The following is a 19789-nucleotide window of genomic DNA, read 5'->3' on the forward strand; positions in this document are numbered from 1 at the left end:
CGCACGGCCGTCGGCTACTACGACCTTCGACGCGAACGTCGCCTGAGGCAGCCTCGCCAGCGCAGCCAGCATCTGCCCCGTCTGGTTCGAGTCGTCGTCGATCGCCTGCTTGCCGAGGATCACCAGCGAAGGCTGTTCCTTGTCGACCAGCGCCTTCAGGATCTTCGCGACGGCCAGCGGCTCGACGCTGTCGTTCGACTCGACGAGGATCGCGCGGTCCGCGCCGATCGCCAGCGCCGTGCGCAGCGTTTCCTGCGCCTGCGCAACGCCGACCGACACCGCGACCACCTCGGTCGCGATGCCCGCTTCCTTCAACCGCACCGCCTCTTCCACGGCGATTTCATCGAACGGGTTCATGGACATCTTCACGTTCGCGATATCGACACCCGTGCTGTCCGACTTCACGCGGACCTTCACGTTGTAATCGACCACTCTTTTCACGGCTACGACAACTTTCACGCGTTGCTCCTCCATGGATTCGTTGGCATCGTCCAATCTCGCAGGCCATTACACGCGCAATCGCACACGTCCACAACTATCGATTGACTCTGCCGGCCATAGCCCGAGCCTATTGGTCCGCTCGCGTTCCGAAGCCCGACGCGACCCGGCCCGGAAACCCGGGCCGCGTGGTCAGCGTGCCGCAAGCGATTCGGTCACGACAAGGAAACGTCCGATAGCCTCGGGCGCATGACAGTGCAGCGGCAAAATCCGCACCGCGCCGGCCGGAGATGTTCGATGCAACCATCACGCCGAGCAGCGCAGTATCCGCGTCGACGAGCGAGACGATCGCATCGACATCCACGCCGCCGGTTTCCGGATTGCCGGGCGCGACACGCATGGTCTTTCCGGTCCGGCGCGCGTAATACGCGTCCAACTCCGGTGCGAGCGACCACCTTGGCGACCGATAGCCGTTGTGGAAATGCAACTCGTATTTACGCGTATTGGAAGCACATCGGGTCCGCGATCCGGGTGGCCGGACGCCTGAAACCGCGTCGCAGCTAGATTGCGACAATTTTATGAAGATTTATTCCACATACCGTAACAATCGAAATTTGAGTAATTCGGTTTGCGTGCCGGGCGCGCGTTCTTATACTTCGCGGCGTTTCTCCTTCTCATGTCATGAAAGTTCGGGGTGTTCTCGTGAAAAAAATTTCCCTTGCTGTCGCTGTTTGTGCCGCATTTGCAGCATCCGCCGCCAACGCACAGAGCTCGGTCACGCTGTACGGCCTGGTCGATGCCGGTATCGCGTACACGAACAATGTTCAGAACGGCGCACCCGGCCATGGTAGTGGCCGCGTCGCACTGGCAAGCGGCAACATCAGCGGTAGCCGGTTCGGCCTGCGCGGCTCGGAAGATCTCGGTGGCGGCCTGAAGGCGATCTTCGTGCTCGAAAACGGCTTCAACGTCAACAACGGCACGCTCGGTCAGGGTGGCCGGATGTTTGGCCGTCAATCGTTCGTCGGCCTGACCGCCGAGCCCTATGGCACCGTCACGATGGGCCGCCAGTATGACTCGATGGTCGACTTCGTCGCGCCGCTGTCCGGCACGGCAGGCGCGTTCGGCGACTCGGGTTTCGCGCACGTGTACGACAACGACAACCTGCAGCACAGCATTCGCCTGAACAACGCAGTGAAGTTCTCGAGCGTCGACTATGCCGGCTTCAAGTTCGGCGCCGTGTACGCGTTCAGCAACAGCACCGATTTCACGATCGACCGCGCTTACAGCGTCGGCGCGAGCTACAACAACGGCCCGCTGCGACTGGCTGCTGCCTACCTCCAGGTCAATGGTTCGAAGCAGGTCGGCACCACGACGACCGGTGGCGTTGACCCGACCGAGTTCAAGTCGACCGTGGGCGGCGGCAGCCTGACGGCAGACGTGCAGCGCACGGCTGGTGCAGGCATCGGCTATTCGTTCGGCCCGGCAGCGGTCAACTTCGTCTACACGCACAGCCAGTTCCAGAATACGAACGCGTTCGGCATGACGGGCGGTTCGACTCACTTCGACAACTACGAACTGAACGTCAAGTACGCAGTGACGCCGGCGCTCTCCGTCGGCCTGATGGATACGTACACGGACGCCCACCTGAACGGCACGGGCAAGATCGGCGCCGATCCGAAGTGGAACCAGGTGAACGCAATCGCACGCTACTCGCTGTCGAAGCGCACGGAACTGTACGCCGAAGCAATGTATCAGCACGCAATCGGCCACAACAACCTCGCAGTGATGTACAACGCGGGCGGCACTTCTGCGACGAGCAATCAGGTGATGGGTGCGGTCGGCATGCTGACGCGCTTCTAAGCACAGTCGGAACACCGATCCCGCGGCCGTCGGGATCGGTCGTTGTGCAGGGCGCATGGACGGTGGGCATCGTAGCGGTTGAATGGTTCAGGTGGCGTCGCGGGTTCGCGGACGAAGCAACTCCACGCCCCATCCGAACTGCGCTCCGATTCGAGACCTTGCCGGAACTTCGCGAATGACGGTTGGCGGCGAAAGTCCTGACCATTCCGCGGAGGCGTCCAGCCGACTTGCGTAGTCATTTCCAGCGCAGTAATTCTGCCCGCCATCGTGCGGGCCTTTTTAATTTGCTGACGAGCAAAGGCACACGAACGTTTGCATGACTTTCCTCCGAGCAAATCGTTCGCGCCGGTGATCGACGAAAACGTCAAGCTCTCGTGCGATCAGAACAACTGCCGCCGCACGCTTGCGCAGGCGGTGACGACGTCGACAGGTTTTGATCCGGCCGTGCCACGTTGCTACCGCGGGCGCGTCGATACGCGCCCGTCTTGCAGGATCGCAAGCGTCAGCGCCGCGAGGCCGCACAACGCGATGAGCGCCAGCAACGCGTCCTTGCCGACGTGGACCAGCACCCAGCCGCCGACCGATGGAAAGCCGAATACGCCGATGAAATACGATGCGACGAACCACGTCAACGCCGCGCGTCGATGCGTCGCTTCGGAATCGTTGACCGCCTGCGCCTGGATGACCGGATATACGAGGCCGTACCCGGCGCCGAGCAACACCGCGGCCGCAGACTGGAACGATGCGTGGTACGGCACCGCGAACATCGCCGCGATGCCGAGCACCATCATGACGAGCAACGCTTTCGTGGCGGTTTCGGAGCGCACATTGATGACGAGCCGCGAAAGCAGCCACCGCGTCAATACGACTGTCACCGCGTAGAGGCTGAAGAACGTGCCTGCATGCGCATGCGTTCCCTGCACCAAAGACATCTGGAACGTCATCAAGCCTGAGAAGACGCTGGCGCCCAGCGCGATCATGACAATCGGATAAAGCGCTCGCGTGCGGGCGATCGCGCCGATGTTGCGGAGCCACTGGTCCCGTAACGGCGATTCGGGCGCGCGCGGCGACAGCCGACCGAAGGTTTCCAGCATGACGGATGCGATCACGCACAGGCCGCCGACCGTATAGAGCACGCTGCTGACCGACCAGTGCAGCGAACGAATGGCGAACGCAGCGAGCGCCGGGCAGGCGCCGATGCCCGCCATTTGAAACGTTGCGAAACGAAAGAACCACAATCCGCGATCCGCATCGTTCGTTCGCTCGGCTAGCGACATCGGCGCGGCAAGGTAGAACGCGCCCCAGCCGAATCCGATGAGGAATCCGGGCAACAGGTCAAGGAGGCCAACGCGTTCGATGATTGCGAAGCCCGCGACACCGGCACCGACGCAGAGCGCCGCGAGCGCGGCCATTCGCGTCGTGCCGATGTGCTGCGAGAACCAGCCGACGAGCGACACGCCGATCGCTGTGCCGGCCATCGCGCCGGCGAGCGCCACCCCGGTGTCAACGTCGTTTCCGCCGATCGCCCCGAAGCGCATCGACAGCAGAAAGGTCGCCCCGTACCCTCCCGCGGTCAGCAAGGTACCGACGAGCAAAAACAATGCACTGTACAGGCGCATGACGGATGTCCCGGTCACCGATGACGATCGGCCGATCGTCAATCGCCGAAACAGTATGTACCAAAGCCACTTCCGTGTTTTGGTCCCTCACGGTCGTCCCATGTGTTCGGCCGCGGTCCTTTTTATTGCAAGGAGTCTGCGGTTCGCATTGACACAGACACATGCAAGAACCCGAAGCGGCCGCTCAGGTTGGCGGGACATCAATGGCCCCTTCCGCGGTGCTTCGGATGCCTTGCAGTTCCTCACGAATTGCGGTGCCGGCGACCACCTGCGCATCGACAGCACCCTCGCTCTAGTCACTCACGGCATTGCTGCCCGCGCCAAACGCGGCCCGAACTTCGTTCACCGTCTGTTCAGGCGCTTGCAGATGCGGATAGTGGCCGAGGTCAGGGAGAATCGAAAGCTTCACACCGTTACGGTTCGCGTACTCGACGCCCATTTCCTTTTTGATATAGATATCCTGCTCGCCCCACACCACCTTCACGGGGACCTTCAGCTTTGACATATTGGCTTCGAAGTAGTCCTGGTCGCGGGTGAAGCAGGAATAGTAGTGGAAGAAGGCGTCTGCCGACGTGACATCACCGTCCCAGCCTTTGGCCATATCGTCCTTGAACTCTTGAGACAACGCATAGCGCTCGTCCGCCGACATGCCGCGGAAGAATGTGTTTGCCAGAATTTCGTCACGGTTCTTGTTCATCACGGCATGCACGGCGTCAGACGAAGGCTTTGACTTCAGGCCCTGCAGGCTTTCGTACATATACTGGGGGCGGTTGAATGGAGCAAAGTCGCCAACAATGATCTCCCTGGCGATATCCGGTTGCTTCAATGCTGCCAGCAGCGCAGGCAAGGCCCCGATATCGGTCGCATAAATCACCAGCTTCGAACCATCGATGCCAGACGTGCGGATATAGTCTTCCAGCACCTGGGCATAATCCTTCGGCGCGTAAGAGAAGCGATCGGCACCGGGACGCGAGGATTGTCCGTAGCCAGGCCAGTCAAACGCGTGCACCTCGTAGTCGCAGGACAGGGATTCGGCAATCGCCTTCCACGCATACATCGTCTCCGGGAACCCGTGCAGGAACAATACCGAACCCTTTGGATGCGCGGGCCGATAGACCATATGACGCAGCTTGATGTCAGGATTGACCTGCACCTCGCCGATTTCAACCTTCGGCGCCGACGAGGATGACGTCGGCACGATCCTGCATGGGGAAATGCCTACCGCTACTGCGGGGAAGGCTGTCGCCATCGTTAAAAGTTCGGACATGATCGTGGTTTCCGTTTGGTGCGAAATTGCGCGAGGCAAATTGCACTTCATTGTTTCAGAATCCCGGGGGACGCCAAAAAATAGTGCGCCTGCCTCTATTTCCAACTGTCGCGCCTGGCGCCGCGCAGCCCGAGAACATGCACGTTTAGAGGGACCCAGCGGCGCAGCAGCCCGGCGCGTTCCAGCGCTTTCCACTAGGGGGAAGGCGGATTCAAAAGCTTGCTCAACGGCTTCAGTGGGCCGATCGGGAGCAGCGAGAACGTCATCAAGTGCGCTCTCCCCAACGGAAGTTCCTCCAGCATCTCATGTGCCTGACTTACGTCGGTAACGTTCAGGATGAACGCCACCCCGGCCCGGTCCTGCAGTGAATACCACTGATCAATCTTGCCCTCGAGGTAGAGCTGCGCCGTCTCGCGGACTTCGGTCGGAAGAATGTGCTGGACAAGCTGCATGTCCGTGCCCGGTGGAAAGGTGCCAATTGCCAATATCTTCGTGGTTGGCGTGGTTGGCGTGGTTGGCATCGGAGTGGTTTGTGCCATGGAAACTCCAGCAGAAGCGACCAGCATAGAGGCTGTTGTCAGATCAAGAAGAAGCCGTTTCATCATGCGGCCTCGAACACAGGCTGCGAGTGCAGTCTTCAGCTACCGTATTCAGCGCCGCTACTTCCGGTCCCGTCAGATAGCGATCGCGGAAGCGCTCGTCGACGCGCTCCCACATGAGTGTCGAAAACAGCAGCGCTGCATTGAGCGGGCGATGATTGATGACTACGGAATCCGTCTCGCCCTCTTCGTTCATATGCGCGACGACCATCGTCTCGATCGGCATGCCCTGGATCTGCGAACGATAGGATTCCATATACAAACCGTTGCCGATCTCGCCCTTGTAGCTGTGATGCTGGAATTCGTAGAGCGAGACCGCGTGTTTGATGACGGAGAGAATATCGGCTCGTCCTTCGATCGGGCGCTTCAGGACGGTGGCTTCGAGCGTCGCGTGTTCAGCGAGGCTCGTCAGCCAGAGCGGCGGACCGCCAGCGGGTGCCATCACGGGGGCTGTGTCGTTGAATTTCATGCTGGTGCTCCAGTTACGGTTTGCTTGCGATGCCCGAGCTAGCGGCATCGAGCGCTGCTTCAAGCGTGATGCGCGCTTTTTCCAGACGGCGTCGTGCGAGGCGTCCAACGCCCGCGCCGCGCTCGGACTCGCCCGCCAGCAGCGCGTGAATATCGGGCAGCGTCCGGATCGCGCCGCGCGCCCCCCAGGCGCCATCCGGAATCTCGGTCGGGAAGACCCAGACGCGCGGCGCGACGTCATCGAACGGCCGGTCTTCGGCGCGCGCCACGGCTTCCGTGACGTTTCTGACGAGCGCGCGACGCGATTCGTCGGTGTATTGCCCTTCGGGTGCAGTCGGAATGATGCGGTAGCGTTTCGCGTTCGTACGCTCGCCGCCGATGTAGATCGCAGCCGGCCGATGAAGATGGAATACCGTGACTCGCTGTGCGATCGGATTGGCGGGATCGTACCCTTCCGCCTCGATGAGGATATCGGTCAGTTCCTTGACGAGCCGCGCTTCGGCTTCGGGCGTCAGCGCATCTTCAGGCCACAGTGCATCGATCATTGGCATGGTGCTGCTCCTGCTTTCAGGTCATTGGATGTGGCCATGATCGGGGTTTACTCGTGCGGCCGGAAGTGGCAGCATCGCCATTATTCAAGGAATTTCAGACACGCCATGGCTATCGTCCGCATCTGGGTCTATGACGGAATCCTCGCGTCCGGCGTCGCGGGCCCGGTCGATGTTTTCAGCGCGGCCAATCAGTTCCATGCGCGCAAGGCTGCACCGGGAACGCCATCCGTGCCCGTGCTTGCATGGCGCGTGGAATCGCTCGACGGGCAACCCGTCACGGCTGCGTCGGGTCAGACCATTCACGTCGACGGCAAGATCGATCCGCGCAAACGGGCGGACGCCGTTCTGCTAACGGCACCGTTTTTCTCGAACATCGACGAATTCATCGGGCGCCGCGAGCAGTTGGACGCGCTGTCTTCCGCACTGCGGCGTCAACGCAAGGCGGGGGCCGTGCTGGCGGCGTATTGCACGGCCAACTACCTGCTCGCCGAGGCGGGCCTGCTGGATGGCCGCGCCGCAACGACGCACTGGGCGAGAGCCACGGACTTCGCGCGCCGCTATCCGCGTGTCGAAGTGCGCGCACAGGAACTGCTGATCGCGCAAGACGGCATCATCTCGGGCGGTTCCGTGACGTCGTATCTGAACCTCGCGGTGCGGCTAGTCGAAACCTTCGCCGGCGAAGAGCTCGCCACGACGACCGCGAAGGCGCTGTTGATCGACATGAACCGGACGTCGCAGGCTTCCTTTGCCACGCTTCTCGACGAACACGGGCATACCGACACGCTCGTCGCGCGCGCCCAGCAGCAGATGGAGGCGACGTTGCAGCAGGGCTTCCGGTTGAGCGATCTGGCGGCGTCGCTTGCTGTCAGCGAACGCACGCTCAATCGCCGCTTCAAGGAAGCCGTCGGGCTCGCACCGTTGACGTATCTGCAGAATCTGCGTATCGAAGTCGCGAAAAGGCTGCTGGAAACGCGGCCAATCGGGCTCGAGGCGGTGAGTCAGCGGGTCGGTTATGGCGATATCAGCACGTTTCGGCAATTGTTCAAGCGCAAGACCGGTTTGTCGCCGAGTGAATATCAAATGCGATTCTCGCGTGCCACGGCGGAGAATATGGAAGCCGAGTCAGACCCGAACGGCCGCTGAGGCCGCGCGAGATCATCAAGCCGCAGCCCTCTTCATATCCGTCCCACTTTCCCCGCACTGTTCTTTTGTATCTCAACGTATCTGCAGCAGCCAGGGATACGCACGCATACGCAAAACCCACTTTCGGACACGAGCGAGATACGTTCATCCGCTCAAATACGCCCATCGCGAGCAGAACACCGCACCGCAAGAACTGGCCTACCGAAAGAGCGCACATGCAACACGAGTCGAACGGAACCGCTGAACTTGACCGCACCGCGGCTCAACCGCTGAGCAGCCAGATCGCGCGTGATTGCCTGATGACGCGCGCCCGGCAGATCTCCCGCGTCCTGACTTCCGTCTATGACGAGGCGTTGCGTCAGTTCGGCATCGTGGCGCCGCAGTTCTCGCTGCTCGTGCTGATCGCGGAGTTCGGACCCGTTAGCCGCTCGGATCTGGGCCGACGGAATCAACACGTGCGCTCGACGCTGACGAGGAATCTGCAGCCGCTGATCGCGCGGGGCTGGGTTGCCGAGGGCGTCCCGGCAAGCGATGGTCGAAGCCGCCCGCTGTCGCTCACGCACGAAGGCAAGGTGCTGCTCAAAAATGCCGCGAGTGCGTGGTCGGCTGCACAGGGCCACGCGGCGCGCCTCATCGGCGAAGACGGCGCCCATCAGCTCATGAATATCGCGCGCAAATTGCCGCTGCGCATGGTCTGAAATTTTTCGGCCGATGTTGCATATGCAAGATCGACCGATGCCTGGTACCCCTGCCCATTGTCAATGGAGTTTTTCATGAAAGTCGTCAAAGCCGCCGCAGTCCAGTTCAGCCCGGTGCTCTATAGCCGTGAAGCCACCGTCGCCAAGGTCGTGCAGAAAATCCACGAACTCGGCCAGAAAGGCGTGCAGTTCGCCACCTTCCCGGAGACGGTCGTGCCTTATTACCCATACTTTGCGGCCGTCCAGACGGGCATCGAGCTTCTTTCGGGCACCGAACATCTGCGTCTGCTCGAACAGGCGGTGACGGTGCCGTCCGCTGCTACCGATGCGATCGGCGAAGCCGCGCGAAAGGCCGGCATGGTCGTGTCCATTGGCGTCAATGAGCGCGATGGCGGCACGCTGTACAACACACAATTGCTCTTCGATGCCGACGGCACGCTGATCCAGCGCCGCCGCAAGATCACGCCGACGCATTTCGAACGCATAGTCTGGGGCCAGGGAGATGGCTCGGGCTTGCGTGCAGTCGACAGCGCCGTCGGCCGGATCGGCCAGCTCGCATGCTTCGAGCACAACAACCCGCTCGCCCGCTACGCGATGATCGCCGACGGCGAGCAGATCCATTCGGCGATGTATCCGGGTTCCGCCTTCGGCGAGGGATTCGCGCAGCGGATGGAAATCAATATCCGCCAGCACGCGCTGGAATCCGGCGCGTTCGTCGTGAATGCAACGGCGTGGCTGGACGCGGACCAGCAGGCGCAAATCATGAAAGATACCGGTTGTGGAATCGGTCCGATCTCGGGCGGCTGCTTCACCACGATCGTTTCGCCAGACGGCATGCTGATGGCCGAACCGCTGCGCTCGGGCGAAGGCGAAGTGATCGTCGATCTCGACTTCACGCAAATCGACCGCCGCAAGATGCTGATGGACTCGGCCGGCCACTACAACCGCCCCGAATTGCTGAGTCTGATGATTGACCGCACGCCGACCGCGCATATTCACGAACGCGCGTCGCAGCCGATGATCGTCAACGACCAGGGTTTCGACGAGCTGCGCAGCCAGGCTGCATGACCTGCGAACTTCGAATTGCCCCTCTATCGAAGGAGTATCTGCTTTGAACGCAATGATCAGGACCGGCTGCGCGAGCATCGTCGTCGCGGCGCTGTTGGCCGCCGCCTCGCCCGGCTACACGCAGACGTCCGCGACGGATGCATCCGTCGCGACACATGTGCGCAAGCCCGCCGCCGCAAAGACCGACATCTCGGACGGCACGCTGGTGAAGTCGCTGCCCGGATTCAAAAATGGCTATGCGACCGTGAACGGCATACGGCTGCATTATGTGGTCGGCGGCAAGGGCGAGCCGCTCGTGTTGCTGCCCGGTTGGCCCGAAACGTGGTGGACCTTCCACAAGATCATGCCGGCGCTTGCCGAGCACTACACCGTGATCGTGGTGGATCTGCGCGGCATGGGCGCGTCGTCGAAACCCGCCGACGGCTATGACAAGAAAACGATGGCCGCCGATATTCATGAACTGACGCAATCGCTTGGATACGACAAGGTTGCGATCGCGGGACACGACATCGGCTCGGCTGTGGCGTTCGCCTACGCGCAGAACTATCCGGAAGCCACCGACAAGCTGGTGATGATGGAGTTTCCGCATCCCGACGATAGCCTGCAGACGCTTCCGCTTCTGCCCGCCCAGGGCGCATACGGTGACAGGCTGGGTTCGGCGCGCCCGAACCTGTGGTGGTTCGCGTTCAATCAGGTCAGAGGTTTGCCGGAGCAGCTGCTGGCAGGCCACGTCCGGCTTGAACAGGACTGGCTCTTCCACTACTTTCTTGTGAATGAGAAAGCCGTCGACGCACGCGACCGCGCCGTGTACGAGCACGCGTATGACAGTGCCGCCGCAATCCGCGCGGGCAACGCGTGGTATCAGGCCTTCCCTCAGGACATCAGCGACAACAAGAATTACGGCCAGTTGCAAATGCCCGTTCTCGTGATGGGCGGTCCCGCATACAAGTGGATGAAAATGGTCGTCGGAGAAAAGGCGGTCGACATGAGCGCCGTCGACATAGAGAACAGCGGGCACTTTATCCAGGAGGAGCAGCCCGAACTGGTTACGAAGACAATGCTCGGCTTTCTGCAAGGCGCACGCGGATGATGAGCCAATCGTCGCGTTAATCGGCGTGCGCACGCACGCATTTTGCGCGAGCTCGGCATTCCCGATCATGTCTTCAGGCATCTGGCCGTCATGGTCGACCTCCACGCTCAGGGACGATATGACCGCATGACGAACGCCCTGTTCGAACTCACGGGCCGCAAACCCATGAGCATGTACGACTTCGTGAGACTGCACATCGCGGACTTCACGCGCAACGCAACACGCTGATCCAAGGCAGGAGACCGATCCCATGTCAACAGACACGCCCCAATCCTCATCGCGCCGGCACTTTGTCGGTATGGCCGCCGCGGCGCTCGCGACAGGCTCGCTCAGCCGGCTCGCCTTCGCGGAAACGAGCCCGGCAATCGGCACGATCGCCAAACCCGCGAACGGCGACAAGACGGCGATCCGGCCGTTCCGCGTTCACGTCCCCGACTCGCAGCTCGTGCACATGCGGCGACGCATCAAGGCCACGCGCTGGCCGGATCGCGAGACGGTGCCCGACGAATCGCAGGGCATTCAGCTCGCCACCATTCAGGGACTCGCGCAATACTGGGCAACCGGCTACGACTGGCGCAAATGCGAGGCGCGGATCAATTCGTATCCGCAGTTCATCACTGAGATCGACGGACTCGATATTCACTTCATCCATGTGCGATCGAAGCATGAAAACGCGATGCCGTTGATCGTGACGCACGGCTGGCCCGGCTCGGTCATCGAACAGTTCAAGATCATCGACCCGCTCGTCAATCCGACTGCGTACGGCGCACCGGCGTCGGATGCCTTTCATCTCGTGATTCCCTCTTTGCCCGGTTACGGATTTTCGGCGAGACCGACCACAACGGGCTGGGGACCGGAGCGCACCGCGCGCGCGTGGGTCACACTGATGAAACGCGTCGGCTATGAGCGCTTTGCTTCGCAGGGTGGCGATCTCGGCGGGATTGTCACGAACATCATGGCCAAACAGGCGCCGCCCGAACTGATCGGCATTCATGTGAACTTTCCTGCCTCGGTTCCGGCGGAGATTCTGAAGTCGCTGGCCGCGGGCGACGCGATGCCTGCCGGCTTATCGGAAGAGGAAAAGCACGCATATGAGCAGTTGAGTGCCAACTTCAAAAAGAAGCGCGGCTACGCTTTCGAAATGGGCACGCGCCCGCAGACGCTGTACGGACTTGCCGATTCACCCGTCGCGCTGGCTTCCTGGCTGCTCGACCACGGCGACGGCTACGGCCAGCCGGCGGCGGCGTTGAGCGCAGCCGTGCTCGGTCGCCCTGTCAACGGTCATTCAGCAGGCGCGCTGACGCGAGACGACATACTCGACGACATCACGCTGTACTGGCTGACCAACACCGGCATCTCGGCGGCGCGCTTCTATTGGGAGTCGCACGCGAATTTCTTCCTCGCGGCCGACGTCAACGTGCCTGCCGCCGTCAGCGCGTTTCCGGGAGAAAACTACCAGGCGCCGAAGAGCTGGACCGAAAAGGCCTATCACAACCTGATTTACTTCAACAAACCCGAAACGGGCGGCCACTTCGCGGCATGGGAAGAACCGATGATCTTCGCGAACGAAGTGCGTACGGGCCTAAGGTCCTTGCGCGCCTGACAAGATGCTCGTCGAGTTGGTCGACGCCCAACACCACGTATTCGCTGGTTGCACGGAGTGCAGGCAGACGGTGACGTTCACGGTCCCGGAAGGCACGCCTCATTCACACTGAAGGGGATGACACGAGCCTCTCTGTCAGTCCGTCGCGAACGACGTCCGCCGTGACTTCAACGGCCGGTTCCGACGGACAACGACATCTACGCAGCCGCGATGACGGAATAATCCACCTCCACTGCCGTCGTTGGTAGCACGGCACCAAAGGCCGACTCACGTGCTGCGGTCAGCGTGTTGCCTTTGGATCCTGCCGCCCGCGGCCGTTAAACGTCTCGATGCGAAGGTCGGGTTAATCGTCGAGACGTCGCGAGGGACAGCGCGCCGATGTTGCGCTGTCCCGTGCACCCGACGCATGTTCCGCGTCGGAGGGTATGACGCGTCTTTAGAATATCTTGCGAAGACCGACTGCCACGCCCAGCTGGTTGGTTCGGCCAATGTTGTTGGTCGGAACGCCGGCGGAATCGACCCCGCCCGGGTAGTCGGCGGAGAAGGCTCCCGTGCCGCGCGCCCAGTCCGTGATCGCGTAGACTTCCGTCTGCTTGGAGAACGAGTATTCGGCGAGAACGCTAGCCGATTGATTCACCCCCCTGCCGAGCGAGCCGTCGAGCAGCTCAGCATTGCGCGTGTGCCCGTAGTAGTAGGCGAACGTGAACAGCAGTGGAGCGGTGGCTTTCCAGTTCGCACCGACGTAAAACGTGTCGTCGATGCGGTTGGGGCTGGCGCCCTTCAGCGTCGGCGCGCCAGCTTGCTGCATGTTGCCGTCGGTCAGACCAGTCTGGTCCTGCCCATGCAGCCAGCCAGCCAGCAGTCGGATGTCGTTGGTGAGCTGATATGCGCCGCTGATGTGCAGAAAGTTGATCTTGGCGCCATTGATTGCACTGCCGACACTGGTGCCAACCGAAGTGCCGGTCGCAGATGTCGGCACGGAGACCTGCTGGTAGCCTGCGTTGAGCATGGCAGGGCCGAATGTGTACGTCAGTTCCACGGCGTAGGTGGCGCCGAGACCGAGCGCGCCCGCCTGGTTGCCGAAACCGTAAAGGGCATCGATCGCCAGGTTATAGAAGGTGCCCTTGTACTTGACCGCGTTGTTGACTTCCAGGTAACCGCCGATGCCGTTATACGGCCAGCTGTTTTGCCAGTAGTTGCCAACGGTCAACGGGTCGAAGATATCCCCCAAGGTGTCGTAGGCGGGCGCATATTGCCTACCGAAGGTCAGCGCGCCCCACTGGTCGTTCGACAGCCCCACGAAAGCCTGTCGACTGAATATTGTGTTGGGGACGTGTAGTTGTCCATTGAAGGCTTCGAAACCGTTTTCGAGGCGGAAGACTGCGGCCCAGCCGCCCCCCAGATCCTCACTGCCCTTCAAACCCCAGCGGCTGTGGGTTTCCGGGCCGGACGTCATGGAGACCTGGTCCTTGCCACCCGGGCCGGCATTCGTCTGATACCGAACGGCTTCATCGACGATGCCGTACAGCGTGACCGAGCTTTGTGCAAATGCCGGCGACGTCGCAATAGCGAAAAGTGCGCCAGCGGCACTGGAAATGACGATTTTTTTCATTAGCGATCCACAATAGTTGATGAGCCGACTGAATCATTTCTTCCGCGGGAACAACAACAAGACCGTGAATGGCAGCATAGTCACTCGAATCATCGACAGCATAGGGATTTGTTATCGAGTGTTGTTTATTTGCTGCATCGGCACAGGCCGACGAACGGAATGGCCGATGCCGACGCGGGTTGGACCGGCGCGCGAGGGGCTATTGCTTACGTGGCGCCGACGGTCGAACGGCCTCAGGAGAGCGCGAGCCAATGGCCGTTGGTGGCCGACATTTCCCTTTCGGTCCTGGACTGAACCTCGGCCTTCGCTGACGTTCAGCAAGCGGCGTCGCTGAGGCGGCTACACGGCACTTCCCGGACAATCGCCCTTCGGCAGTTGCGAATGTCCGGTCCTGGAAGGAATTGCGGCCGCGACCTCCCAGTGAGTCGATTCTGGCTAAAAGGTTGCCGTTACAGCCACCCGTCAAAAGGCAGTCGTTCGGTCGTGGACGGTCGTTCGCGATCGATACGCGAACGACCGCTCCGGGCCGACACCCGCCCGACGCGATCGGCCGTCCCCGAGCCGTGTGAGCAGTGCGAACGCGGCAGACCACCGGCCCATTCCGAGCTGGTACCTGTCAATCACGGCGAGCATCCAACGGTACGGTTCCGGTAGTCGATGCCCGCCAGCCCCAATGGTCAAGAGAAACTCATCCGCGCTGGCATGGGGAGACCACGCACAGCTAGAACCCAATGACATGACGGGACAATCATCAAGGTCCGTCGATCTCAACCTCCGCCTCGCATTCGACCGGCACATTCAAAGGCAACACCATGCCGACTGCTGAGCGAGCATGTGCCCCGATGTCTGGACCGAATAGCTCAAGGATGAGATCCGAGAAGCCATTCGCGATACGTGGCGTCTGGTCGAAAGCCGGCGCGACATTGATCATCGCGAGAACACGCAACCAGGCTGTAATGCGATCCAGATCGCCGAGCGCCCTCTTGAGACTCGCCAACTGGGCAAGAGCCACGAGGCGTGCTGCTGAATAGCCTTCGTCCGGCGACACTTCGGCGCCCACTTTGCCGATGGGTTGCGCTATGGTCCCGTCCGGGTTCAGCGGTACATGTCCCGAGACAAACACTCGTTTCCCACTCACACGCACCCATGCAAACGGCAGCGACATGTGCACATCGGCAGGCATTTGTAGTGGCTGCGGTAACACCAGTCCCATTTTCGCCAACTTCGCTTCGATCGTGGCCATGTCTGTCTCCTGAAGTCGTACAGAGCACGTTAGATGCTGAGGATCGACTCTTCAAGCCCCTGACACGCCGTTCGCGACTCGCATGAAACCTGACCACGAGCGATTGGCTGTCTACAGGCTTTCACCCCGGAGACGGGCCGGATTCCCTGGTGAATGCCTGATCACGGCCCGCAAGCGGTCGTCGTAGTGCACACAGCCAACGACAGTTTCCGGCCGATCGCCGACAGGCCGCCCCGCGTTTCCCTCACATCCGCAAAGAAGCAAAAAAATGCCGCCGGCGAACCGGCGGCATTCCCGTTCATTGCGCAGGAACGGCATCCCGTCCCCGCCACGACGGCCATACCATCACTTCGCAGTCGGCATTGCGAACTCGGCGCCCTTCTCGATGCTCTCGGGCCAGCGCTGCATGATCGACTTCTGCTTCGTATAGAAACGCACGCCTTCCTCGCCGTACGCGTGCATGTCGCCGAACAGGCTGCGCTTCCAGCCGCCGAAGCCGTGCCACGCCATCGGCACCGGAATCGGCACGTTGATGCCGACCATCCCCGCGTCGATCAGTCGGCCGAATTCGCGAGCCACGTGGCCGTCGCGCGTGAAGCACGCAACGCCGTTGCCGAATTCGTGCGCATTGATCAGCTCGACTGCGTCGGCGAAGTCCTTCACGCGCACGCATCCGAGCACCGGGCCGAAGATCTCTTCCTTGTAGATGCGCATGTCGGGCGTCACGTGATCGAACAGCGTGCCGCCGGTGAAGAAGCCTTCCTCGCGCCCCGGCACCTTCAGGCCGCGGCCGTCCACCACGAGCTGCGCGCCCTCTTCCACGCCGGCCGCGATGTAGCCTTCGATGCGCTCGAGCGCCTGGCGCGTCACGACGGGCCCCATCTCCGCATCAGCTTCCATGCCGTCCTTCACGCGCAGCGCGCGGGCACGCTCGGCGAGCAGCGGGACGATCCGGTCGGCGACGTCGCCGACCAGCACCGCGACCGAGATCGCCATGCAGCGCTCGCCGGCCGAGCCGTACGCGGCGCCGATCAATGCGTCGACGGCCTGATCGAGGTCCGCATCCGGCATCACCACCAGATGGTTCTTCGCACCGCCGAGCGCCTGCACGCGCTTGCCGTGCCGCGCGCCCGTCTCGTAGATGTAGCTGGCGATCGGCGTCGAGCCGACGAAGCTCACCGCCTTCACGTCGCGATGCGTCAGCAGCGCATCCACGACAGCCTTGTCGCCCTGCACGACGTTGAACACGCCATCCGGCAGGCCGGCCTCTTTCAGCAGCTCCGCCATGAACAGCGACGCCGACGGATCGCGCTCGCTCGGCTTCAGCACGAACGTATTTCCCGCCGCGATCGCGACCGGGAACATCCAGCACGGCACCATGCACGGGAAATTGAACGGCGTGATGCCCGCCACGACGCCGAGCGCCTGACGTGTCGTCCAGTTGTCCATGCCCGTCGACACCTGCTCCGTATAGTCGCCCTTGAGCAGTTGCGGAATGCCGCACGCGAATTCGATCACGTCGATGCCGCGCGCAACCTCGCCCTGCGCATCGGAAAAGACCTTGCCATGCTCGGCCGTGATGATCGCGGCGAGTTCGTCGCGATGCCGGTTCATCAGTTCGAGAAAGCGCAGCATCACGCGTGCGCGGCGGATCGGCGGCGTGTTGCTCCAGGCCGGGAAGGCGGCCTTCGCGCTCGCGACGGCCGCATCGACGTCTGCCGCCTCGCCGAGCAGCAGCGTGCGCGCCGGTGCGCCCGTGGCCGGATTGAAGATCGGCTGGGTACGCGTACCCGTGCCGTCCGTGCGTGCGCCGTGGATGAAATGACCGACGTTCGCGCTGTCTCGGTAGGCCTGCATGTCGTCCTCCTGTTGATGGTTTGCGATGGAGGCAGTGTAGGGAGCGCCGGACGGTCTGCAAAGATGCTATCGTTGAACTCATTGTTTTCGATCGTGAACAATCAGTCTATGGAAATCCAGAACGCCGAAAACCTGTGGACGCATCTGCACTGGCTCACGATGCTGGCCGAACAGGGCAGCTACACCGCGACGGCCGCGCGGCTCGGTGTCAGCAAGGCGGCGGTGAGCCAGCGGATCGCCGAACTGGAGCGCGCCGCGGGCATTTCCCTCGTGCAGCGCACGACGCGCAGCGTCCGGCTGACGGAAGCCGGGCAGCAGCTCGTCGAGGATACGCGCGGCCAATACGCGCAGATCGCCGCCAGCTTCGCGAACGTTCGCGAGCTCGCGGGCGTCGTGCGCGGGCAGTTGCGCGTCACGGCGCCCGTGGCGTTCGCGCGGCAGCAGCTCGTGCCGAGGCTGCCCGCGTTCCTGAAGGCCCATCCGGCCGTGCGCGTCCAGCTGGAGGTGTCCGACCGGCTCGTGTCGCTCGCGGCCGAAGGCTTCGATCTCGCGATCCGCCACAGCGCGGAGGCGCCCGATACGTGCGTTGCGTGGAAGCTGTGCGAAACGCGTTCGGTGATCGTGGCGACGCGCGCCTACCTGCGCCGGCGCGGCACGCCGGCCAGACCGGAAGATCTCGCCGCCCACGATTGCCTGTTCTATCCACGATCGTCCGGCGCCGCGACGTGGTCGTTCGAACACAACCCGCCGCGCAAGCCCGCATCCGGCGCGGCGGCGGAACGGATCGTGCTGCCGGTGAACGGACCGTTTTCTGCGAACAACAGCGAGACGCTGCGCGACGCGGCGCTCGACAGCCTCGGCATCGCGCTGCTGCCCGACTTCACCGCGCAGGCCGCAGTGCAGGCCGGCAAGCTCGTGCGGCTATTGCCGGACTGGCGCGTCACCGGCACGTTCGCCGAGCAGCTGTACGTGCTCAGGCCCTACGCGACGCACGTTCCGCGCGCGGTCGGCCTGTTCGTCAGCCATCTGCGCGAATGCTTCGCGAAAGGGTTTCCGCTGTAGCTGGCCCGGATGCATACTGCGCGCAGAACGAACGACGAAACTTCGACGCCGAACGGAGGATCGCAACGATGGCCAGCGGATTACGAGGACGCCACGGCCGTCGACCGTGACGTGAAAATCCAGTCCGGCGATCCGGTGCGCCTTTGCGAGCTCGCGGTTGCGCGGGTGCTTCCGAATCCCGAGCCAATCGGCCTGAAAAGGCCTCCGTCATACCGGCACTAAAGGCAGGTTCTCCGCAGCGTCCCGCTTCCATTTCAACAAGCAGTCCAAATCACTTTCCGCGTTCAACAGATGATCGACCGTGACGAACCGGTCGCCGGCAACGCGCGGAGCCCTGCGTTGCCGACGCGCGCGAGCGCCGCGTCGCGTTCACAGGCGGACGGCCCGGTCCGCATCGAAGCGAACCGGGCCGTCTGCCTGTGACTCCGGCAAGCACCGGCGCTACGGCTCGTTCGAGCCACCTGTCACGCCGGCAGAACGCCGCTCCTTACATCGACGAGCCCTGGGCCGAAGCCGAGCCCTTCACGCCGACCGATGCACCGCCCTGAACTGCCGCAGCCGTGCCGTCGAGCGCTTCGCCGGCCTTCGCCTTCGCGCCGCCGACGACATTGCCCGCCGTCGACATCGCGCCTTCCGCGTGATGCTTCGCCGAACCCGCGACGTGCTTCACGTGCTGCTTCGCCGAGTGGGCAGCCGACGTCGCTGCGCCCTTCGCCGACTCGGCCGCCGAGCCGACTGCGTTCGTTGCGCCGCCAACCACGTTGCCGGCCGCTTCGCCGACGCCGCCGACGGCCTTGCCGACACCGTTCACCGCGCCGCCGACGAGGCTGCCCGCACCTGCGCCCGAACCCGCGGCATTCGCGCCGGCACCTGCCTGCGCACCCGCACCGACTCCGAGGATCGGCGTCTGCACGTTCAGGCCGGCGCCTGCCGAACCCTGCGCGCCCGTCTGGGCAGTCTGTGCAAAAGCAGCCGAAGTCGCGAACGCCGTCAGCGCGGCACCGAGCAGCATCGTACGAATCTTGTTCATGGTTTTCTCCCCAAAGACATTGTTGGTACCGGCCGCGTCGTCGCGGCCCGTTACGTTCCTCGCCGCACCGTGCGGCAGGTGGAGCCACTCTACCGGGCCTCGATCGAGAAATCCCCGATTCTTGAGGACTGTTACGCTCGTTGCAAATGCTGACGATTGACTAACCATGTTTGACAGTTGCCGTCTGATACCCTGCCACGCGTGCGAGCGTGGCGACATGAGGAAGCGTCTCAAGCGACGCGCGGCGAACACGCTCACGTGTTTGACCGTCATGTGATGGTCATCCACGCGGGCGAGCGCTCCGCGTGAATCTTCAACAGCGTAACGAGCGCCATGCTGACGAGCGGCGATGGTCGTGCCGCCGGCAGTGGGTGCCTATTCGTGCAGTCGAGTAAAGAGTGAATCCCGGAACACGCATCGCGGATGTCCGGGCCGACGTCGCCGCACTATCCACAATTTCGCTGGACAACCATGTGGAAAACCCGCCGCCTCCCTTGCCGCACAAGGCTTTGAGTCGCGTGCTCAAAGAACAGGCAGCCGACCGTATTCGACCGGTGCGAGGCGGTGTTCGACACGACGAT

General features: G+C 62.5%; 18 protein-coding genes and 1 pseudogene. 8 read left to right on the forward strand and 11 right to left on the reverse strand.

What is annotated here, in order from left to right:
- Both ACV22Z_RS35165 and ACV22Z_RS35170 read right to left on the reverse strand, forming a co-directional pair.
- The coding region (locus tag ACV22Z_RS35165; RefSeq protein ID WP_448080854.1) for an electron transfer flavoprotein subunit beta/FixA family protein at nucleotides 1-459 on the reverse strand (459 nt) is incomplete at its 3' end.
- 256 nt (nucleotides 460-715) lie between these two features.
- Nucleotides 716-862 (reverse strand): annotated as a pseudogene (locus ACV22Z_RS35170) (aminotransferase class V-fold PLP-dependent enzyme); the annotation flags it as partial.
- Nucleotides 863-1140: 278 nt separating this feature from the next.
- Here ACV22Z_RS35170 and ACV22Z_RS35175 point away from each other — a divergent pair.
- Nucleotides 1141-2298 (forward strand): porin, encoded by a 1158-nt coding sequence (locus tag ACV22Z_RS35175; protein ID WP_448080855.1) that lies wholly within the window; start codon nucleotides 1141-1143, stop codon nucleotides 2296-2298.
- Nucleotides 2299-2753: 455 nt separating this feature from the next.
- Here ACV22Z_RS35175 and ACV22Z_RS35180 read toward each other — a convergent pair whose 3' ends face one another.
- From ACV22Z_RS35180 to ACV22Z_RS35200, 5 genes are all read right to left on the reverse strand, one after another.
- On the reverse strand, nucleotides 2754-3917 hold the full coding sequence (locus tag ACV22Z_RS35180) for an MFS transporter (protein WP_448080856.1): 1164 nt from the start codon (nucleotides 3915-3917) through the stop codon (nucleotides 2754-2756).
- 292 nt (nucleotides 3918-4209) lie between these two features.
- A complete protein-coding gene (locus ACV22Z_RS35185) occupies nucleotides 4210-5184 on the reverse strand; it encodes an alpha/beta fold hydrolase (RefSeq protein WP_448080857.1) in 975 nt (324 codons plus the stop codon).
- Between the two features lie 194 nt (nucleotides 5185-5378).
- A complete protein-coding gene (locus tag ACV22Z_RS35190; protein WP_448080858.1) occupies nucleotides 5379-5789 on the reverse strand; it encodes a hypothetical protein in 411 nt (136 codons plus the stop codon).
- The gene (locus ACV22Z_RS35195) at nucleotides 5767-6252 is read right to left on the reverse strand and encodes a hypothetical protein (RefSeq protein ID WP_448080859.1); all 486 of its coding nucleotides are present in this window, start codon (nucleotides 6250-6252) and stop codon (nucleotides 5767-5769) included. Before ACV22Z_RS35195 ends, ACV22Z_RS35190 begins: the two co-directional genes overlap by 23 nt.
- Nucleotides 6253-6265: 13 nt before the next feature.
- Nucleotides 6266-6802 (reverse strand): tautomerase family protein, encoded by a 537-nt coding sequence (locus tag ACV22Z_RS35200; protein WP_448080860.1) that lies wholly within the window; start codon nucleotides 6800-6802, stop codon nucleotides 6266-6268.
- Between the two features lie 105 nt (nucleotides 6803-6907).
- Between ACV22Z_RS35200 and ACV22Z_RS35205 the strand changes: the two genes are divergently transcribed.
- The 5 genes from ACV22Z_RS35205 (at nucleotide 6908) to ACV22Z_RS35225 (ending at nucleotide 12404) form a co-directional block, all read left to right on the forward strand.
- Entirely contained in the window at nucleotides 6908-7945 is a 1038-nt protein-coding gene (locus ACV22Z_RS35205; protein ID WP_448080870.1) for a GlxA family transcriptional regulator, read from the forward strand.
- A gap of 215 nt (nucleotides 7946-8160) precedes the next feature.
- Nucleotides 8161-8643: a MarR family winged helix-turn-helix transcriptional regulator gene (locus ACV22Z_RS35210; protein WP_448080861.1), complete on the forward strand. Its 483-nt coding sequence runs from the start codon at nucleotides 8161-8163 to the stop codon at nucleotides 8641-8643.
- Nucleotides 8644-8718: 75 nt separating this feature from the next.
- The gene (locus tag ACV22Z_RS35215) at nucleotides 8719-9711 is read left to right on the forward strand and encodes a carbon-nitrogen hydrolase family protein (RefSeq protein WP_448080862.1); all 993 of its coding nucleotides are present in this window, start codon (nucleotides 8719-8721) and stop codon (nucleotides 9709-9711) included.
- Nucleotides 9712-9763: 52 nt separating this feature from the next.
- Nucleotides 9764-10801: an alpha/beta fold hydrolase gene (locus ACV22Z_RS35220; RefSeq protein ID WP_448080871.1), complete on the forward strand. Its 1038-nt coding sequence runs from the start codon at nucleotides 9764-9766 to the stop codon at nucleotides 10799-10801.
- A 250-nt stretch (nucleotides 10802-11051) separates the two neighbouring features.
- The gene (locus ACV22Z_RS35225) at nucleotides 11052-12404 is read left to right on the forward strand and encodes an alpha/beta fold hydrolase (protein ID WP_448080863.1); all 1353 of its coding nucleotides are present in this window, start codon (nucleotides 11052-11054) and stop codon (nucleotides 12402-12404) included.
- 436 nt (nucleotides 12405-12840) lie between these two features.
- Here the strand turns inward: ACV22Z_RS35225 and ACV22Z_RS35230 are convergent, their stop codons facing one another.
- The 3 genes from ACV22Z_RS35230 to ACV22Z_RS35240 all read right to left on the reverse strand — a co-directional run bounded on the left by ACV22Z_RS35230 (nucleotide 12841) and on the right by ACV22Z_RS35240 (nucleotide 17116).
- Nucleotides 12841-14016 (reverse strand): porin, encoded by a 1176-nt coding sequence (locus ACV22Z_RS35230; protein ID WP_448080864.1) that lies wholly within the window; start codon nucleotides 14014-14016, stop codon nucleotides 12841-12843.
- Nucleotides 14017-14767: 751 nt separating this feature from the next.
- On the reverse strand, nucleotides 14768-15259 hold the full coding sequence (locus ACV22Z_RS35235; protein WP_448080865.1) for a RidA family protein: 492 nt from the start codon (nucleotides 15257-15259) through the stop codon (nucleotides 14768-14770).
- Nucleotides 15260-15604: 345 nt separating this feature from the next.
- Entirely contained in the window at nucleotides 15605-17116 is a 1512-nt protein-coding gene (locus tag ACV22Z_RS35240) for a CoA-acylating methylmalonate-semialdehyde dehydrogenase (protein ID WP_448080866.1), read from the reverse strand.
- Nucleotides 17117-17224: 108 nt separating this feature from the next.
- On the opposite strand from ACV22Z_RS35240, the gene ACV22Z_RS35245 reads away from it, so the two are divergent.
- The gene (locus ACV22Z_RS35245) at nucleotides 17225-18178 is read left to right on the forward strand and encodes a LysR family transcriptional regulator (RefSeq protein WP_448080867.1); all 954 of its coding nucleotides are present in this window, start codon (nucleotides 17225-17227) and stop codon (nucleotides 18176-18178) included.
- 487 nt (nucleotides 18179-18665) lie between these two features.
- Here ACV22Z_RS35245 and ACV22Z_RS35250 read toward each other — a convergent pair whose 3' ends face one another.
- Entirely contained in the window at nucleotides 18666-19208 is a 543-nt protein-coding gene (locus ACV22Z_RS35250) for a hypothetical protein (RefSeq protein ID WP_448080868.1), read from the reverse strand.
- Between the two features lie 398 nt (nucleotides 19209-19606).
- Here ACV22Z_RS35250 and ACV22Z_RS35255 point away from each other — a divergent pair.
- On the forward strand, nucleotides 19607-19789 hold a 183-nt coding region (locus ACV22Z_RS35255; RefSeq protein WP_448080869.1), incomplete at its 3' end, for a hypothetical protein.

Source organism: Burkholderia sp. PU8-34 (assembly GCF_053427725.1).

Coding starts and splice junctions, on each gene's coding strand:
- ACV22Z_RS35180 (WP_448080856.1), bottom strand. CDS start 3,917: ATGCGCCTGTACAGTGCATTGTTTTTGCTCGTCGGTACCTTGCTGACC.
- ACV22Z_RS35185 (WP_448080857.1), bottom strand. CDS start 5,184: ATGTCCGAACTTTTAACGATGGCGACAGCCTTCCCCGCAGTAGCGGTA.
- ACV22Z_RS35190 (WP_448080858.1), bottom strand. CDS start 5,789: ATGATGAAACGGCTTCTTCTTGATCTGACAACAGCCTCTATGCTGGTC.
- ACV22Z_RS35195 (WP_448080859.1), bottom strand. CDS start 6,252: ATGAAATTCAACGACACAGCCCCCGTGATGGCACCCGCTGGCGGTCCG.
- ACV22Z_RS35200 (WP_448080860.1), bottom strand. CDS start 6,802: ATGCCAATGATCGATGCACTGTGGCCTGAAGATGCGCTGACGCCCGAA.
- ACV22Z_RS35205 (WP_448080870.1), top strand. CDS start 6,908: ATGGCTATCGTCCGCATCTGGGTCTATGACGGAATCCTCGCGTCCGGC.
- ACV22Z_RS35210 (WP_448080861.1), top strand. CDS start 8,161: ATGCAACACGAGTCGAACGGAACCGCTGAACTTGACCGCACCGCGGCT.
- ACV22Z_RS35215 (WP_448080862.1), top strand. CDS start 8,719: ATGAAAGTCGTCAAAGCCGCCGCAGTCCAGTTCAGCCCGGTGCTCTAT.
- ACV22Z_RS35220 (WP_448080871.1), top strand. CDS start 9,764: ATGATCAGGACCGGCTGCGCGAGCATCGTCGTCGCGGCGCTGTTGGCC.
- ACV22Z_RS35225 (WP_448080863.1), top strand. CDS start 11,052: ATGTCAACAGACACGCCCCAATCCTCATCGCGCCGGCACTTTGTCGGT.
- ACV22Z_RS35230 (WP_448080864.1), bottom strand. CDS start 14,016: ATGAAAAAAATCGTCATTTCCAGTGCCGCTGGCGCACTTTTCGCTATT.
- ACV22Z_RS35235 (WP_448080865.1), bottom strand. CDS start 15,259: ATGGCCACGATCGAAGCGAAGTTGGCGAAAATGGGACTGGTGTTACCG.
- ACV22Z_RS35240 (WP_448080866.1), bottom strand. CDS start 17,116: ATGCAGGCCTACCGAGACAGCGCGAACGTCGGTCATTTCATCCACGGC.
- ACV22Z_RS35245 (WP_448080867.1), top strand. CDS start 17,225: ATGGAAATCCAGAACGCCGAAAACCTGTGGACGCATCTGCACTGGCTC.
- ACV22Z_RS35250 (WP_448080868.1), bottom strand. CDS start 19,208: ATGAACAAGATTCGTACGATGCTGCTCGGTGCCGCGCTGACGGCGTTC.